At 44.4% G+C, this 18,889-nt stretch carries 13 protein-coding genes; 2 read left to right on the top strand and 11 right to left on the bottom strand.

The features are described from left to right. Positions 1-413: 413 nt before the first annotated feature. The 10 genes from bshB2 to ACGTN9_RS05690 form a co-directional block, all read right to left on the bottom strand. Positions 414-1,079: a bacillithiol biosynthesis deacetylase BshB2 gene (gene bshB2 / locus ACGTN9_RS05645; RefSeq protein ID WP_499591381.1), complete on the bottom strand. Its 666-nt coding sequence runs from the start codon at positions 1,077-1,079 to the stop codon at positions 414-416. Next, positions 1,076-1,447, bottom strand: coding sequence for a YojF family protein (locus ACGTN9_RS05650; protein ID WP_499591382.1), 372 nt, complete (start codon positions 1,445-1,447; stop codon positions 1,076-1,078). The genes bshB2 and ACGTN9_RS05650 overlap by 4 nt, the downstream gene beginning before the upstream one ends. 75 nt (positions 1,448-1,522) lie before the next feature. Further along, positions 1,523-4,399: an excinuclease ABC subunit UvrA gene (gene uvrA, locus ACGTN9_RS05655; RefSeq protein ID WP_499591383.1), complete on the bottom strand. Its 2,877-nt coding sequence runs from the start codon at positions 4,397-4,399 to the stop codon at positions 1,523-1,525. A gap of 7 nt (positions 4,400-4,406) precedes the next feature. Next, positions 4,407-6,392, bottom strand: coding sequence for an excinuclease ABC subunit UvrB (uvrB, locus tag ACGTN9_RS05660; RefSeq protein WP_499591384.1), 1,986 nt, complete (start codon positions 6,390-6,392; stop codon positions 4,407-4,409). 275 nt (positions 6,393-6,667) lie between these two features. Continuing rightward, on the bottom strand, positions 6,668-8,254 hold the full coding sequence (locus ACGTN9_RS05665; RefSeq protein ID WP_499591385.1) for a peptide chain release factor 3: 1,587 nt from the start codon (positions 8,252-8,254) through the stop codon (positions 6,668-6,670). Between the two features lie 219 nt (positions 8,255-8,473). Continuing rightward, entirely contained in the window at positions 8,474-9,202 is a 729-nt protein-coding gene (locus tag ACGTN9_RS05670) for an ABC transporter ATP-binding protein (RefSeq protein WP_499591386.1), read from the bottom strand. Next, positions 9,202-10,152 (bottom strand): ABC transporter permease, encoded by a 951-nt coding sequence (locus ACGTN9_RS05675; protein ID WP_499591387.1) that lies wholly within the window; start codon positions 10,150-10,152, stop codon positions 9,202-9,204. The genes ACGTN9_RS05670 and ACGTN9_RS05675 overlap by 1 nt, the downstream gene beginning before the upstream one ends. A 15-nt stretch (positions 10,153-10,167) precedes the next feature. Beyond that, positions 10,168-10,614: a nitrous oxide reductase accessory protein NosL gene (locus ACGTN9_RS05680; RefSeq protein ID WP_499591388.1), complete on the bottom strand. Its 447-nt coding sequence runs from the start codon at positions 10,612-10,614 to the stop codon at positions 10,168-10,170. Continuing rightward, positions 10,614-11,954, bottom strand: coding sequence for a right-handed parallel beta-helix repeat-containing protein (locus ACGTN9_RS05685; protein WP_499591389.1), 1,341 nt, complete (start codon positions 11,952-11,954; stop codon positions 10,614-10,616). Before ACGTN9_RS05685 ends, ACGTN9_RS05680 begins: the two co-directional genes overlap by 1 nt. Positions 11,955-12,023: 69 nt before the next feature. Continuing rightward, on the bottom strand, positions 12,024-13,091 hold the full coding sequence (locus ACGTN9_RS05690) for a multicopper oxidase domain-containing protein (RefSeq protein ID WP_499591390.1): 1,068 nt from the start codon (positions 13,089-13,091) through the stop codon (positions 12,024-12,026). 374 nt (positions 13,092-13,465) lie between these two features. On the opposite strand from ACGTN9_RS05690, the gene ACGTN9_RS05695 reads away from it, so the two are divergent. Then, the gene (locus tag ACGTN9_RS05695; RefSeq protein ID WP_499591391.1) at positions 13,466-16,678 is read left to right on the top strand and encodes a DEAD/DEAH box helicase; all 3,213 of its coding nucleotides are present in this window, start codon (positions 13,466-13,468) and stop codon (positions 16,676-16,678) included. A 148-nt stretch (positions 16,679-16,826) separates the two neighbouring features. On the opposite strand, the gene ACGTN9_RS05700 is transcribed toward ACGTN9_RS05695, so the two are convergent. Further along, on the bottom strand, positions 16,827-17,723 hold the full coding sequence (locus ACGTN9_RS05700; protein ID WP_499591392.1) for a COX15/CtaA family protein: 897 nt from the start codon (positions 17,721-17,723) through the stop codon (positions 16,827-16,829). Positions 17,724-17,905: 182 nt separating this feature from the next. Between ACGTN9_RS05700 and ACGTN9_RS05705 the strand changes: the two genes are divergently transcribed. Continuing rightward, positions 17,906-18,553, top strand: a complete 648-nt coding sequence (locus tag ACGTN9_RS05705) for a haloacid dehalogenase type II (protein ID WP_499591393.1) — start codon at positions 17,906-17,908, stop codon at positions 18,551-18,553. Positions 18,554-18,889 lie beyond the last annotated feature (336 nt).

The raw sequence follows: 18,889 nt of genomic DNA on the forward strand, positions 1-18,889 counted from the left end.
AGCAAAACGGAAACCCCGGCATGGAGGATTTCAAAGAGCTATTCATAAAAAGGGATTACTTCCACAATCCCTGACATACACAGGATGTTGCAAAGGTAGAAGCATTTTCATTCATTGTAATGGTCCTTTTATCTCGAAAAGGATTGGGTGGCGGGAAACGGTTAGACTCCCGTGGGAGAAGGATCTAGGCAAGACCCCGGAAGACGAAGTCTCAGGAGGCTCAGCGCATTCCCGCGGAAAGGGAGTCGTTCCTCACCGGACCCTTATTCAGATAAACATCTCGAAATCAAGTCTTCGACTTTTCGGCACTATTATTGAATAAGGCTTTTTGAAGAATCAACCACGACGTTCAGGGAGTAACAAAAAAAGCACCTCGATATAACAAACATGTGAGGTGCTTTTTCTGGAAGTATTCAATTGTTGTAATTCCAACGGTAGAACCGTTCATAACGCAAGTGCTCAAGCTCTTCATTTTCGTTGAAATCTGGTTTTTCTTTAATCAGACTCATCATCCCGGATGCCTGGGAAAGATGGGTTTCGATGGCAGCCATTTTTTTATCCCAATAGGGTTTCACATCATGCCTGATGTCTGGTTCACCAAGGTCTTTTTCATAGTTGGTCGCGATTGCCTGCGCCCACAATTCAGGGCGTCGGGCAGCCTCGATATTCCCAACTGCTTTGATTGCAGCTGTCCCAAGTGCATTATGATCAGGATGCACGGCATAGCCAGGATAATGGGTAATGACCAATGTCGGCTGTATTTCTTCCAGGATCGACTGAAGATGAGCGGCAACCTGATCCACTTGTTCAAATTCGAGTGTCTTATCCCGGTACCCAAGCAGACGGACATCAATATCCAATGCCTTGCAAGCTTTCATCAATTCCTGCTTTCGATAAGAGGAAAGGGTTTCCCGGTTCGCGAACACCGGGTTACCCATATTCCGTCCCATTTCCCCTAACGTCCCACAAAGATAGGTGACTGGAACACCTTTTTCACGGTAGCTTGCAATTGTGCCGGCCGCACCGAATGACTCATCATCGGGATGTGGGTAGATCACTACTACATGTTCCTGTGTCATGATTGTCCCACACTTTCATGGGAAAAAGGCGTCTCACTGATTTCAAGCGCAACCATCAATCGTCCTTCGCGATCATGTCCAGCCATCAGCAGCCTGTTCTGATCATCCAATTCATAATCGGTGACGCCTTCCGCGTACACCCACCCTAAATCTAGCTTTAAGCCGACACGATAAGCATTTCCGCTGCCGACAATTTTACCGTGCTCGTATTTTACTTTGGCATTACGAATGAACGCCCCTACATTATAGGCATTTTCATCAAAATGACTGGCATAAGCACCATTGGTAGTCTCTAAGTGTACATAGACATCTTTATCAGCAAATTGATCGATTGCCTGCTGTACTTTTTCTTTTACGATTGCTTCCATTAGACAAGACTCCTCCCGTCAGACTCTCTCTTGTTCAACGATACTGAATAACGCTATTGGCGTCAAAAGATGTACTTACTTAGCTACTTTCTCTTTTTCCTTGAGCTTGTTTTCCATCCTTTCACGATCACGTTCCAGGACTGGCTTTAAATAACGACCGGTATGTGATTTTTCATTATCAGCCACCTGTTCCGGCGTACCAGTGGCAACGATCTGGCCGCCTTTATCTCCGCCTTCCGGTCCTAAATCCAGAATGTGGTCAGCTGCTTTGATGACATCCAGGTTATGCTCGATAATCAATACCGAGTCCCCATTATCGACCAGGCGTTGCAACACTTCCAATAAACGCGCAATGTCATCGACATGGAGACCTGTAGTCGGTTCGTCCAGGATGTAGAACGACTTCCCGGTAGACCGACGGTGAAGTTCACTCGCCAGCTTGACTCTTTGTGCTTCCCCGCCGGATAGCGTTGTCGCCGGCTGGCCAAGCTTGATATAGCCTAGTCCGACATCAAAGACTGTTTGAAGCTTACGACGGATTTTTGGAATGTTGGCGAAAAAGTCAAGCGCATCCTCAATTGTCATCTCAAGGACATCTGCGATGTTCTTTCCTTTATACTTCACTTCCAGCGTTTCACGGTTATAACGTTTTCCATGGCATACCTCACATGGAACATAAACGTCCGGGAGAAAGTGCATTTCAATCTTAATGATTCCATCCCCGCGGCAGGCTTCGCAACGGCCGCCTTTGACATTAAAGCTGAAGCGGCCTTTTTTATAGCCCCGGATTTTTGCTTCATTTGTCTGAGCGAAAACATCGCGAATATCATCAAATACACCGGTATACGTCGCCGGGTTGGAACGCGGTGTCCGCCCGATTGGAGATTGGTCGATGTCAATCACTTTTTCCAGATGATCGATACCTTTGATTTCCTGATGCTTGCCAGGCTTTTGCTTGTTGGCCCGGTTCAATTTCATCGCTAAAGATTTATATAAAATTTCATTGATCAGCGTGCTTTTTCCTGAACCCGATACACCAGTAACAGCTGTAAACACGCCTAGCGGGATGTTTGCATTTACTTTCTTTAAGTTGTTCTCTTCCGCTTTTTTGATTTCCAGATAGCGGCCATCCGGCTTTCGACGTTCATAAGGAAGCGGGATGAATTTTTTCCCGGACAGATATTGCCCGGTCAATGATTTACGGTCCTTCATCACCTGCTTAGGCGTACCCTCGGAAACAATTTCGCCTCCATGTACTCCTGCACCTGGTCCGATATCGATGAGGTAATCAGCAGCAAGCATCGTATCTTCATCATGCTCCACTACTATCAATGTATTATCAAGATCGCGCATCCGCTGTAAAGTTGAAATCAACCGATCGTTATCCCGCTGGTGAAGTCCAATCGAAGGCTCATCGAGTACATATAGCACCCCCGTCAATGCAGAACCGATTTGGGTCGCCAGCCGGATCCGTTGTGCTTCCCCGCCTGAAAGCGTGCCGGCAGAACGGGACAGCGTCAGATAATCCAATCCTACATTGATAAGAAAGGTCAGACGCTCGCAGATTTCTTTCAAAATCATCCGGGCGATTTTTTCTTCTTTTTCTGTCAGTTCCAGTCCTTCAAAAAAGTTTTTCGCATCTGTAACTGCAAAATCAACGGTATGACCAATATGTTTTCCGTTGATCAGTACAGATAAGGCTTCTTCTTTTAAGCGATGCCCTTTACATTTCGGACAAGGCTTCTGAGCCATATATCTTTCCATTTGCTCACGCACCCAGTCGGAGCTGGTTTCCTTATAACGGCGTGCAATATTATTTATAACACCTTCGAAATAAATGTCATTTTCCCGTACCCTGCCGAAATCATTTTCATAACGGAAATGAATTTTTTCCTTACCGCTGCCATACAGGATTTTATCCATTTGGTGTTTCGGGATATCTTTTACAGGAACATCCATGTCAATCCCGTAATGCGTACAGACACTTTCAAGTAACTTCGGATAATACTGAGAGCTGGTCGGCTCCCACGCAACAATCGCATTATCACGAAGTGTTCTCGACCAATCAGGAATTGTAAGATCCAGGTCTACTTCAAGCTGGGTTCCCAGCCCGTCACAACGTTCGCAGGCACCGAAAGGACTGTTGAAGGAAAACATGCGAGGTTCCAGTTCTCCAATCGAAAATCCGCAAATCGGGCAGGCGTGATGTTCGCTAAACAACAGTTCTTCCTCACCGATGACATCGACGATCACTTGTCCTTCTCCAAGCCTGAGCGCCGTTTCAAGCGAATCAGACAAACGGGACTCTACGCCATCTTTGACGACAATCCGGTCGATGACCACCTCAATGGAATGTTTCTTATTTTTCTCTAAGTTGATTTCCTCGGAAACCTCACGCATTTCCCCGTCTACCCGAAGACGTACATATCCTTCTTGCTGGAGCTTTTCAAAAACTTTGACATGCTCCCCTTTCCGTCCGGAGACGACCGGGGCTAAAATTTGCAACTTGGTACGGTGTTCGTATTCCATAATCCGATCGACCATTTGTTGGACCGTCTGCGAACTTATTTCTATATCATGCTTCGGACAAGTCGGACGTCCGATACGAGCGAATAATAGGCGTAAATAGTCATAAATCTCTGTGACGGTTCCGACAGTCGAGCGCGGATTACGGCTGGTCGTTTTCTGGTCAATCGAAATAGCAGGAGACAAACCTTCAATCGCGTCGACATCCGGTTTATCCATCTGGCCAAGAAACTGGCGGGCATAGGCAGACAAAGACTCGACGTAACGACGCTGCCCTTCCGCATAGACAGTGTCAAAGGCCAGGGATGATTTCCCTGACCCGGACAAACCAGTCAATACGACGAGCTTATTCTTCGGTATTTCTACATCTATATTCTTCAGGTTATGGGCTCTTGCCCCTTTGATACTTATTGATTTACTGGCCATAATGCCATCATCCTTCCGCTTTAAGTTCCAGAAGTACGTCACGAAGCTCGGCGGCCCGTTCGAAATCGAGATCCCGGGCTGCTTTCTTCATTTCCTTTTCCATATTCTCGATCATCTTTTCGCGTTCTTTCTTCGTCATCTCTTTCGGCTTCGGTGTTGTGTCATAGTTTTCTTCGTCTTCTGCAGCCATAGTAGCGCGAATGACATCCCGCACTTCTTTTTTGATTGTTGTCGGCGTAATGCCGTACTTTTCGTTAAAAGCGATCTGCTTTTCTCTCCGTCGTTTCGTTTCTTCGATCGCCGTTCCCATAGAATCCGTAATTTTATCCGCGTACATAATGACGCGGCCATTTTCATTACGGGCAGCACGTCCAGAGGTCTGAACCAATGAACGGTGGGAACGCAGGAAGCCTTCTTTATCAGCATCCAGAATAGCCACAAGGGATACTTCCGGAATATCCAGCCCTTCACGAAGCAGGTTGATCCCTACCAGGACATCATATTTTCCGAGTCTCAGATCCCGGATTATTTCAATACGTTCCAGCGTTTTGATTTCAGAATGCAGGTAGGCTACTTTAATTCCGATTTCCTTCAGATAATCAGTAAGGTCTTCAGACATTTTTTTCGTCAATGTAGTAACCAATACCCGTTCGTTCTTATCCATACGCTTATTGATTTCACCGATCAGATCATCAATCTGTCCTTTAATTGGACGAACCTCGATTTCTGGATCAAGCAGGCCGGTCGGCCGGATGATCTGTTCGACCATTTTCGGCGTATGCTCCAGTTCATATGGACCAGGAGTGGCAGATACATACATACTCTGATTCACCTTTTGCTCGAACTCTTCGAACCTAAGCGGACGGTTGTCCAGGGCCGAGGGCAGACGGAAACCATGATCGACCAGTACCTGCTTTCGGGCCCGGTCGCCATTGTACATTCCCCGCACCTGCGGCAACGTCACGTGCGACTCATCGACCATCACCAGAAAGTCTTCGGGGAAGTAATCGATTAATGTATAGGGAGTGGCGCCTTCTTCTCTTAGTGTCAAATGACGGGAATAGTTCTCGATACCTGAACAGAAACCCATTTCCTGCATCATTTCCAGGTCATAGTTTGTCCGTTGCTCCAATCGCTGTGCTTCTAACAGCTTGTTTTCTTCACGGAACTTTTTCAACTGCTGTTCTAATTCTTTTTCAATATTCTTGATTGCAATTTTCATTTTTTCTTCGCGGGTTACGAAGTGGGATGCCGGAAAAATAGCTACATGTTCCCGGTCACCAATAATTTCTCCGGTCAGTACATCGATTTCTCTGATCCGGTCTATTTCATCACCAAAAAACTCAACACGGATCGCATGCTCCTCCCGGGATGCTGGTATGATTTCCACCGAGTCACCCCGGACACGGAACGTACCGCGCTGGAAATCAATATCGTTTCGTGCGTACTGGATATCGACCAAATCACGCAGCAGTTCATCACGTTCTTTTTCCATATCAGTACGAACGGAAAGCACCTGGCTGCGGTATTCATCCGGATTACCCAAGCCATAGATACACGAGACACTGGCCACGATAATGACATCGTTCCGTTCAAACAAGGCTGATGTTGCCGAGTGGCGCAGCTTATCGATTTCATCATTGATGCTGGCATCCTTTTCAATGAACGTATCCGAAGACGGCACATACGCCTCCGGTTGATAGTAATCGTAATAACTGACAAAATACTCGACCGCATTGTTCGGGAAAAATTCCTTGAACTCACTATATAATTGACCAGCCAACGTCTTGTTATGAGCAATGATCAGCGTCGGCTTGTTCACTTGTTGAATCACATTCGACATGGTGAACGTCTTCCCGGTACCAGTCGCACCAAGTAAAGTCAGGTGCTTCTCGCCACCGTTGATCCGTTTCACCAATTCTTCTATCGCACGGGGTTGGTCCCCTTCTGGTTGATACTGTGAAACAAGCTCGAATTTATTCTCGTTCTTCACAAAGCAACCTCCGTTCCTTGAATATACATCACTAGTTTACCACAATATTATACAATTCTAACATGGATGCGAACAAATATTCGATTAAAATGCCTTTGGAACATTTTTCTTCCTTTCTTTTAGAAGTTTCGCCTAATTTTAGTGATCTAAATACCGTAATTATTTACTTCCGCCTATTTCTTGCCTGCGACCTCCTATTAATTTCATATAAGCAGTTACTTCCTTAGACAAAAAGAAGCGATACCCGGTGTTCTGAGGTATCGCTTCTTTTCCATTTAGTACGATTGGTCGTATTGATTCACTTCAAACAGATCGATCAACTCGATGTCAGGATTCTTATCCTGGAACCAGCGCAAAGAGAAGTCGTTTTTGAATAATACAAGCGGACTTCCTTCCCGGTCCTGGACAAGCATGTTCCGTTCGTCGAAAAGAGATTCATTGACCTGATCTTCTTTCAGCCAGCGTGGAATCCTTTCTCCCAGCGGCTCTAGTTCGACTTCGACGTTATATTCGTTTTTCATCCGGTACTCGAACACATCATATTGCAACTTGCCGACAGCTCCAAGGATATAATCCTCAAACCGATAGCGTTTGAACAACTGGATCGCACCTTCCTGCACGAGCTGCTCTATCCCTTTTTTGAACTGCTTCGACTTCATGACGTTCTTCGCCGTAACTTTTTTGAATTCTTCCGGAGGGAACTGCGGCAGTTCGTCATATTCGAAGTTCGTTTTCCCAGTCAAAATCGTATCGCCGATCCGGTATACGTTAGGATCATAAATCCCGATAATGTCGCCGGCATAAGCTTCATCGATCGTCCCCCTTGAAGATGCGACGAACTGCTGGGACTGTGCAAGCTTAAAGGTTTTACCCGTCCGTCCCAATGTCACGTTCATGCCCCGCTCGAATTTTCCGGAACAGATTCGGACAAATGCGACCCGGTCACGATGCTGTGGGTTCATGTTGGCCTGGATTTTGAAAATAAAACCAGAAAACTCCGGATCGTCCGGAGATACGATACCTTCTGTAGAACGACGTGGTGCAGGAGCAGGTGCCATATCAATGAACGTGTCGAAAAAGCCCTCCACGCCAAATGGTGCCAATGCGCTTCCGAAGAAAACAGGCGTCTGTTCTCCTCGCATTACTTTTTCCATACTGAATTGATCGCCTGCTTCATCAAGCAGCATCAGTTCCTCAAGCGTTTCCTGATAAGTAGAATGCTCGACCAATTCCTGATGTTCCGGCTTTTCTAAATCCGAATAAGGAATGTAAGTTTCTTCTTCATTTCCGGTATAGGAAATGAACTGTTCATGATGGCGGTCAAATACACCAAGGAACCGTTTGCCCATACCAGCAGGCCATGTCATTGGATACGTCTCGATATCCAGGACTTCCTCGATTTCTTCCATCAATTCGAATGGCTCGCGGCCCTCACGGTCTAATTTGTTGATGAATGTAAAAATTGGAATTCCACGCATTTTACAAACTTTGAATAATTTCAGCGTCTGGGCTTCGATCCCTTTGGTAGCATCGATGATCATGACGACACTGTCTACAGCGGTCAGTGTACGGTAGGTGTCTTCACTGAAATCTTCGTGTCCAGGAGTATCCAGTATATTGACCTGATAATCCCGATAGGGGAAATTCATGACACTGGAAGTTACCGATATACCACGCTGCTTTTCGATTTCCATCCAGTCAGAGGTTGCGAACTTTCCCGATTTCTTTCCTTTAACTGTACCAGCCGAACGAATCAAATTTCCGAAAACCAACAGTTTTTCTGTCAGTGTCGTTTTACCGGCATCCGGGTGGGAGATAATGGCGAACGTACGCCGTTTATTCATTTCTTCATTTATACTCATAATTTATATCCTCCATTTTACTTCGATATAATTTTCCTTTACTTTTTCAGGCAGGATATAAAATCACATCGGTCCATTCAACTCCATTTTATTATTATTCACCACGAAAAAAGCCGCTTCCTGCATATACTTTGCCAGGAGCGGCTTTTCTATATAACAACTCCATACCTTGAAAAATAGCACAAAAACAGAGGAAAATCAATCTGGCGGACGCCCATTTTAACTGGATACCGCCTTTGCTTTAGAACTGTTCTGCTTCTTCATGATTCTTAAAAAGACCTCTTCTAAATTGCTGGATTGATAGGTTCGATACAAGCCAGCAAGCGAATCATCCGCTTCGATCCTGCCTTCAAATAACACAACCACCCTGTCTGCTATATCTACTACATCACGCATGATATGGCTTATAAGCAGCACAGTCTTTCCCTTATGTTTCAAAGATTCTACCATTTCCTTAAATGCTATTACCCAGTAGGGATCAAGACCATTAGTAGGTTCGTCAAAAATATAAAGCTCGACATCAGCTAGTAATGCTTGTGCCATATTGAGCCGCTGCGCCATTCCTTTTGAGAAGGAGCCGATTTTTTGGTGTCGCTTTTCCCATAGCCCTACTTCCCTCAAAACTTCTTCTGCGTCACGACGGACGCCAGTATCCAGAAAACCACGATAATAGGACAGGATTTCTAAAGCAGTCATTTCCTTTGGAAATTCCATATGATCCGGCATGAAGCTATAGGATTTACCACCAGCTTCCGGAAACATAACTTTACCAGTTGTGCCTCTTTCTATTCCAGTCAATACCCGGATCAACGTGCTTTTGCCAGCTCCGTTGCCCCCGCATAAAACGACACATTCTCCAGCTGAGATGGAGATGTCAGTCTTATCAAGCACCTGCTTTTTTCCATAGCGCTTGGAAACCCCTGACGCTTGTAAAATCACTTTATTCATTACTGCCACCTCCATTTCAGCTTGAGCATTGCTCCGGTAAGTGTAATGCCGATGATTCCAATAGTGGATCCGAGTAAATATACTGTAAGCATTTTACTGTCTCCCCATTGTTCAATGATAAGGAATTGCGGGCCGAACACATAAGCTGCATTTAATTTATCGATTGCCCAGACCCGGAGTGACTCGACTGGATTCAAAAAAATCAATGTGATTAAATTCTGAAGTTTATAATTGTAGGGGATAAAACCTATGAGAGAAAAAATGATAAATTCATATACGAATACGAAAAAGCTCCAGGCAGCCAATGCAAAGCTGAGCCCCTGCATCCGGCTTGCACTCCAAGTGCCTAATAAGACAGCCAAAGCTCCGAAAACAGCGATCAACACTAGATTCAAATTAAGGAAGGTTATAAATAACTGCACGCCATGCAATTTCCCCATCAATGCCACCGCTGCACCGAACACTGCATAAGAAAGGGTTGTAGCAATACTTAATGCCAAAAACAAAGCAACATATTTACTGACCAAATAATAGAAGCCAGACACCCGATAGGTTCGCAGCAATGCCATACGACCGGACTCCTTATCAGCAGTGACCGACGAAACACCAATCACCAGGGTAATGATAGGGACAATCCACAAAGATATATTCATTAATAATGCGATCGAACGACTGAAACCGGCTTTTCCATTACCTTCTGACTCTTCCTCTGTTTCCATCTCTTCCAGCCCAAAAAGCGAAGGGTCGACCGTACCGGTGTCGATATCGCTGCTGACACCATCTAAACCATAAGTGACGACTGTCGGATCCATCGTTATCGATTTCACACCATAACCATAAAACAGGAGGGCCATGATCAAAAATAAACCGATGCTGCTGACTAACCACTTACTCCTCATCAATAACTTCAACTCATATCCGATCATTGAAACCAGCCTGGTGGCTTTCATCTCCTTCACCTCCTCTTAATGTTGCATTTTCCTGCGTTGCAACTCCGCATCCATGACTTCCATTCCTTTGTAAACTTCTCCTCCATTCGCGGCTATAAATTCTTCCGCATCCACTTTCTTTAGGAAGGCAATAAAACCGTAGTTCATCGGAGTCTCCATACGTGGTTCATGTACGATATAGGCTTCCTCAAGATCCACCCATTTTTGAGTATGATAGTCTTGCACAAAAGCCTGACTGGTTTTGTTTTCTTTCATATACGTAAGCATACATCCAATATCATCGAATTTTTCCGGCATCCCGTCATCCTTGATGACCTGACTGGCTGCATCCACCTGTTGGATTCCCATATGGCAAAGCTTGCAGCTGTCTACGGATGGATCGATCTCTTCCGGACCTGCCGCTTCTCCGACCGCACAACCGGTTGCAACAATCAACAATAATACCAGCCACCATTTTTTCATTACTTCCGCCTCCATGCGGTGATAATCAATGCCCCACTGAATACCACCAATGTTGAGAAAAACAAAGCCGGTCCCGTCAGCATTTTTCCTTCTGCAAGTGCTTCCGTTTCTGTCCCGATACGATTTATTGGCGCCGGCTCTGCCAATGGGTAGGGATCCGTAATGAACGTATCAGAGGGGATTGGTGTGAACTGCTCGATCGCATTCCACATTTGGATGGCCGGACTTCCCGAAAAAGCCTGCAGCAGTGGTTCCTCTGCAATCATATGATGGAAAGCATCCCCGCTTTTATACGCAAAATCGACCTGATTATCCCCGTCGAGCGTGATATGACGTTGATTATCCCAGTAGTTTCCATGCTCACTCACAAAAAAATCATTTTCACTTTCGATAGTAGTAACAACCTGCTTATTATTGGATAGGAAATTATTTAGAAAGATTCTATTGTCCTTAGATGCTTCCCCAACATCGAGTCCAAGGTGATTTCCAGCTATTTTGTTGAATGAGATATCATTTCCAATCGCATTTTCGAGATAGATTCCCTTACGATTATCAACAATGCGATTATTTTTTATTTGAGAGGAGAAGGTATCAAACATAAAAATCCCCGCTCCGTCCAACAGCGTATTATCATGAAGGTCATTTCCTTTAATGCGTACTTCATAGCTTTGCATGATCATCAACCCGTTGCGGCTTTCAAATACCTCATTATCGTTGATTACCACACTGGTGGAATCCATCGCATGGACGCCATAGCGTGCCTTACGGATGCTATTTCCGGTTACCTGACATAGATTTGAAAAAGATACATAGACGCCATCCTGGAGATGAGACAGTTGATTACCTGTCACTTGGGCATGAGGGCTGTCAACAAGATAAATTCCAAAGCCTTTATGGCGGTCATCGGTATAACTGCTTATGATATTATTTTCAATAATAGGTGCGTAAGCTTCCTTGACTTCTACTCCATTAAAGACATTTCCAATAGTATTTCTCTTAATGTGCACACGATTTCCAGCCACGGAAATACCAGCGTTCTGCGACCCGCTTTTTTCGATTATGAGCCCTTCTACTGTTACATCATCGGCAGTGACTTTGAGGACGAAACCTTTTTCGGTCCCTGCAATTTTCGCCCCCTTTTCACCTTGAAGAATAATAGATTCCCTTATCACAAAAGGACCAGAATAGACTCCTTTTTCTAATAGAATCTCATCCCCTGGCTCTGCTCCATCCATAATTGCCTGTAGATCCTCACCTTCCGATACTTTTATCGTATCTGCATAGACAACGGATGGTACGAACCATAAAGAAAAGAACAATAGGCTGAACAGCACCTTCACTCTAACCACCTCCCTCAACGTCAGAGAATCAGGGGCTATGGCTGCCTACACATAGCCCCTCCCCCGCAATCAGTGACTCATGACAGCCTTCCCGTCATCTTCTCCGGTTTCGGTCACCTTCAGTATTGCAACAGCTCCTTTTTGAGCATGATTGAATTGATGGGTTACGATTGGATAACTGCCTACCTCAGTTACAGTGAATTCTACGATTGCTCCTCCACTGGCTGGAAGCAGTACCGTTTGTAATCCTTTAAAGTGGTTATAAGGGTTACCGTCCATATAGACGTCATCGAAAATGGTACCGACCACGTGGAAAGAACTTGTTTCATTCGGTCCAACATTGTTGATGTACATCCGGATACGGTCGCCTACTTTAGCAAGCAGTGGCTCATCCTTCAATGTGAATGTATCGCCATTGGTGTTACGGCCCTCTTCATCGAATGATTTTACAGAAAAAGTTACCTGGCTTGGTTCTCCGTTAGAAAAATCGTCCAAGTCATTGTATTTGTACCATTCATTTTGAAGCATAATAAATTCACGGTCGATGACGTCATCGTTAGGGTAGCCGTCCTTCGGTTTGACGATGATGGTGCCATGCATTCCGTTGGCAATGTGGCTTAAAATCGGTTTCGTGCCGCAATGATACATGAACACCCCAGGCTTAGTAGCAGGAAAACGGAAGGTCCCTGTTTCATCAGATTCTACGTCAGCGAAGTTTTTCGATGGAGCAGTATGAACAGCATGAAAATCCATGCTATGCGGGATAGCCGGGTCCATATTCTTGAGCGTAAAATTAATCATGTCTCCTTCTTCCACAACGACCACCGGTCCCGGCGCTTGCCCATTGAATGTCCATGCTTTATAAAAATAATCCTTTTCAATCTCGATATCCGTAATCTGAGCAGTCATCTCTACGTTGACCTCATTTTCACCGACACGTTCTACCTTCAATGGGGTAGGGTCTTGATTCAAACCCTGGTGAGGCTCAATAGCTTCTATTTCTTCCCCCGAGGCTGCCTCCACTTTTCCATCTGCATCTTGCTCTCCTTTACCTGCTGAGCCTTCCTCTTGCTGGCCACAACCAACAATCAACCCGAACAACAAAAGGAAACCGATCCAAACTGTCATCTTTTTCATTGCTTCCACCTCTTTAAATAGAATTAAATTCTCTACCTGAAAAGAAGAGGAGATGACAACGAAAGATGCAGGCCAGAAACGAAACTTTTTTAATCAGTAAGTTTCGAAAATATACGGCTCTAGGGTTCCTCGTCTTTTCATCTTCATTTTATCTTCATAACTATCTGGGCTTTGTGATAGGAATCACGCACAATAGGGCTAATTGTGTATACTTCATGTCGTACTTGTGAATGAATTGTATATAATGATGCTAATTGTTTATTGATAGTAATCACATGATTAGAATGAAACAAATTCTCATCGATACAAAAGGAAATGATTTGTCATCCCTGATATAATGAACGTAAATAATGTATTTAGATAGGATGCTCACTATGCAGTCATATTTACTGGAACCGAATGATATCAAGAAGATTACCGGCACAACCTTTTATTCAAGAGGGAGACGGTATTTTACTGGCGGCAAAGTCCACGGACTCACCCACAATCAGTCGATCAACTCCTGGCGAGCTGTAGTAACAGGAACGGAGGATTACGAGGTACGGATATTTTTCTTCGACGATGATGACTTGGAAGCGAAATGCGAATGTCCGGCCTACAACAGTTTTTACAGTTGTAAACATATCGCCGCTGTCCTGCTGGCCATCCGGGAACGTGCATTGAAGGAATCCGGCATAACCGAGGAAAAAACGGAAACATACGAGTCACAGTTTTTGCCTATCGACCGGGACCACTTTTCTAAACGTTTGACGGAAGCCTTTATGAATCAAAGTCAGGGACAGACAGCTTTAAGCGAGCGTGAAACCTTGACCGTCCACTATCAGCTTCACGTACAATCGACAATGGGAAAAAACGTGTTGGGACTGGAAATGAAACTGGGCAGCAATTACTTGTATGTTATCAAAAACATACAGGAGCTGATCGATCATATTCTTGATGAAAGACCCTGCTCCATTACGAACAAGTTCAGCTATCATCCAGAAGAGCACCAGCTCGCACAAAGCGATAGAGAAATTTTTGGCCTGCTCCAGCAAATATTGGTGCAGGAGCAGTTTTACAAGGACTCTTACTGGAACCATTCAGTCGATAAAAGAAGATTGATTCTACCACCTACTTTCACGGATTCGCTGCTTGAAAGGCTCGCTGACCGTAACAGCAGCCTGCATGAATTGAAGAACAGTTATGAAGAATGGGAAGTGCACGAGGAACTGCCTCCACTTACCATTCAAGTGACAAAAGACGAAGCAAATTTTCAGCTTCACCTCTCAGATCTGAAGCAGTATGTCTACTTATCGACTTACAGCCTGCTTTATCGTAACGGGCATTTTTATAAAATTTCTGAACAGCAGAAATCTATTTATGAAAATATCATGCGTGTGCTTCCCTACCGCTCTAATGGTAATCACACAATTTCCCGTAAATACATGGAGCCTGTCCTGTCCGAGGTGATACCACAATTAGAAAAAATAGCCAATATTCATTACGCTCAGCCAGTACAGGAGACTGTGATACGGGAACCATTAACAGCAGAAGTTTACCTGGACATCCATAATGGCGCACTGACCGCTGATTTGCGCTTTTATTATGGCAAGCACCTAATTCGGCCATTTTTAGCTGCTGAACCGGAAGATGATGTCCTTATCCAGCGGAAGACAGCTGAGGAAAATGCAATCATGTCTATCATTGAAGCGAGTGAATTCAAATTTGATGGAGAACATGTCCATTTGACTGATGAAGATGAGATATTTTTCTTCCTTGCAGAACAACTGCCTGTACTAAAAGAACTGGCTGATGTCTATCTATCAGGGTCAGTCAATAACATGTTGAAGTACTCTGAAACCGAACTCGAACCAGCTATTGAAATGTCCGAGGAAGGAAATTGGCTCGATATTGCCTTTTCCATGGAAGGAATCACGGCTGATGATATTTCGGAAGTGATGAAAGCCGTCATTGAAAAGAAACGCTATTATAAATTGTCTGAAGGTGCTTTACTGGCCCTGGATTCTCCAGCTTTTGACCGCTTCAGGCGACTGGCAGATGAATTTGAATTGGACGTAGATGATATCGATCATAACCATGTCCAACTGGCTCAAGCCCGCAGCCTGCAGGTAGATGAGGTTCTCCACACGAAAAAGGAAGAACGGAACATCGACTTCGACGCACTGATCAGCCGCTTACGTGATCCTTCGGTATTCGAGGTTTCTGTACCCGAGCATTTGAATGCAGACATGCGTGATTATCAGCTGACCGGGTTCCGGTGGATGAAAACGCTCGCCAATTACAGATTCGGCGGCATTCTTGCTGATGATATGGGACTGGGAAAAACATTACAAAGTATCAGCTTCCTGCTTTCTGAAAAGCAAGAAGGAAAAATGACAGACTCAGCTTTGATCGTTGCTCCTGCTTCGCTCGTTTATAATTGGAAAAAAGAAATCGAACGGTTCGCTCCCAGCTTAAGCGTTCAGGCAGTTTCCGGAGACCCGGAGATCAGACAAAGCATGCTTGATGGCAGTGAAAAGTATGACATCATCATCACCTCTTATCCATTGCTGCGTCAGGACATAGCTGGTTATTCAGATAAGAAGTTTCACGCATTGATTTTAGATGAAGCCCAGGCCATCAAAAATGAGCAGACGAAAACCGCGCAAGCGACGCGCTCAATCAAAGCTGTCCACCGTTTTGCCCTAAGTGGGACACCAATCGAAAACTCATTGAATGAATTATGGTCGATTTTCCGTACGATCATGCCTGGATTCTATACGAATAAGAAAAAATTTCTGGCCATGAAACCCGAAAAAATCGCCAGGATGACCAGACCTTTCATTTTAAGACGACTGAAAAAAGATGTATTATCAGAGCTTCCGGATAAAATTGAAACAACCCAGTACTCAGAATTGACAAAAGAACAAAAGCAGATTTACCTTGCCTACCTGGAAAAAATCCAGTCAGAAGTGAAAGAAACCATTGCTTCTAAAGGATTCCAGCGAGGTAAATTAGAAATCCTGGCTGGCTTGACCCGACTAAGGCAAATTTGCTGCCACCCGGGATTATTTGTAGAGAATTATCAAGGTGATTCTGGAAAACTTACGCAGCTGAAAGAGTTAGTCACAGAATTGAAAGAAGGCGGCCACCGTATCCTCATCTTCTCGCAATTCGCCAGCATGCTGAAGATCCTTTATCGAGAAATGGAAGGGATGGGCATGGAGGCTTTCTATTTGGATGGCAGCACAAAATCGGAAGATCGGCTTGCCCAGGTCGAACGTTTCAATGAAGGAGAAAAAGATGCCTTCCTGATTTCCTTGAAAGCAGGCGGAACCGGTTTGAACCTCACTGGTGCCGACACCGTGATCCTGTATGATTTATGGTGGAACCCGGCTATTGAAGAACAAGCCGCCGGCCGCGCACACCGGATCGGCCAGAAAAAAGTAGTCCAAGTCATCCGGATGCTTGCGGAGGGTACGATTGAAGAACGCATCCATCAGCTCCAACAAAAGAAGCGCGATCTCGTCGACCAAATCATCCAGCCAGGCGAAACGATGCTTACCAGTCTGAAAGAAGATGAAATCCGCCAGCTTTTGGATATGTAAAAGAAGCAATCAGCAGAAGAGAGACATTAGAAAAACTTGGCTTGTCGCCAAGTACTTATGGCGAAAGCCTTAGTATTTTCTTATACTTTAATCCTTTATCAAAGTTAAACTTTCTTAAAGTGCAAAAAAGGTCTGAGCCGGTAAAGGCTCAGACCTTTTTAATATTCATCTTTCTTTTTTTCAACTTGAACCAGTAGCCGCCAAGTATACTGCCGCCAATCACCATCGTCATTGTCGAAACGATCATATGGATGGAGGACATCAACACCGTATTTTTCGTGACCACTATTACTATCCCAACGGCGGCATTCAGCAGGATAGAAATGAAGTAAAGCCATGCCAATGGTAAATGATAGCGGAATTTCATGGAATAGATTAAAAACCATAAAGCACCCACGAAAACAATCACAGTAGCTACCCAATGCAAGGAATAGACCACATTGGCAATACTTTCACTTTTAATCAAATATTCGTGGGCAGGAACGTCCAACATCACATTGGAGGCGCGACTATGCTTAAAGAAGGCACCGAGTACAGTTTGAAAAATATAAAACACAAATCCTAACGTAAATGCTTTATAACTCATGGCTACAGCTTCCCTATGATGGGGCTCCACAGGGGACTCGCTTTCATGAAGGCTGTAGCTCAACAACACCATGGTCAATAACAGCAATTGACTGAACATGACATCGAAGGTTGAAAAGCCTGGTGGTGTGCCTAACAATACATTCAATCCCCCGATTACTGATTGTAGAATCAATAAACCGAAACTTAAAATTGATAATCGGCGGACTGCTTTCGATTGGCGGTTTGTAATATAAGCACCCACCGCATTGATCAGAATGACTACTCCCAGCATAGTGGTAAAAATCCGGTGGGAATACTCGATCACCACATGGTAATCCGTGAAGACGGGAATCAGAGATCCGTTACAGAACGGCCAATCTGTACCACATGCATCACCAGATTCAGTCGCAACGACCAGGTTGCCTAATATCAATGCGACAAACGTAAATATGACAGTAAAAATTGAAAATTTTCGCATCTGCTTATCCCTCTATTTCAGTCGAGTGAACTCGATGACAAATTACACAACTATAGAAATCATATCATGATATTCTACCATATAAGAAGCAATTAGACATATTTCGACCATGAACATTTTGTGAACCAATTGTTTTAGCTACTGACTTCACGGGGAAGGTTTATTGGAAAGGAGGCTATATCATGTTTGATGCCTATGTATTTGATGCTTATGGTACCCTGTTCGATGTCCATTCAGTCACAGAAAAACTTGAAGAAAAATACCCGGATAAAGGAAATGCGATCAGTCAGGAATGGCGCAGAAGACAGGTACATTATTTTATGATTAGACAGTTGATCGATGGCTATCTGCCTTTTGACCAAATTACCCAAAACGCACTGAAGGATGCACTGCACATCAACCAGGCTAATTATCATTCTGGGGAGTTAGAGGAATTGATGAATGCCTACCTGCATTTACAACCCTATGAAGAGGTTGCAAGTATCAAGGCTCATTTACCAAATAACACCTTGACTATTTTCTCAAACGGCACCCCATCGATGCTCCATCCACTATTAGAAAACAATCAGCTCGAGGATACATTCCGGGTGTTGAGCGCAGATGAGCCCAAAGTTTACAAACCCGCACCAGCAGCTTATGCCTACGCTCAAAAACAGTTGAAAGTAGCTGATCCGGAAAATATTTTATTTTTATCAAGTAACCCCTGGGATATCGCAGGTGCTAAAAGTTTTGGCTTCACGACTGCCTGGGTCAATCGGCAGCAAACCCAGTGGCCATCACTGGAAGTCGAGCCAGATCATATTTTCGATAACCTGAACGAGCTAAAATAAAGGCTCTTTTAAATCTCAGTGTTTATTTTCCAGTAAAGCTCCCTTTACTTGAAGACTCAGTTTCGAAAGAAACTGTTTCCGTTACGTTGAGAATCTCTGGAGGTCCGGGAAATCACTCGCTTTCCATGGGCGTACGGTGAGCTTCCTCGGGCTAAAGCCCTGTGGGATCTTGCCTAGCCCCTTCTCCTGCGGGAGTCTCGCCGTTTCCCTTCCCATCCAGCCAGTTTTGTAATAAACGGACCCTTTAAAAAAGAAAGAATGTACAACTAAAACCTTCATCTTGAGACATTTATAAAGGATATTAAAGGGCTAGAGTCTTCAGTAAAAATTATCCTA

The sequence above is a fragment of the Halobacillus sp. B23F22_5 genome, from assembly GCF_043497085.1.
In the GTDB taxonomy this organism is placed as follows: domain Bacteria; phylum Bacillota; class Bacilli; order Bacillales; family Halobacillaceae; genus Thalassobacillus.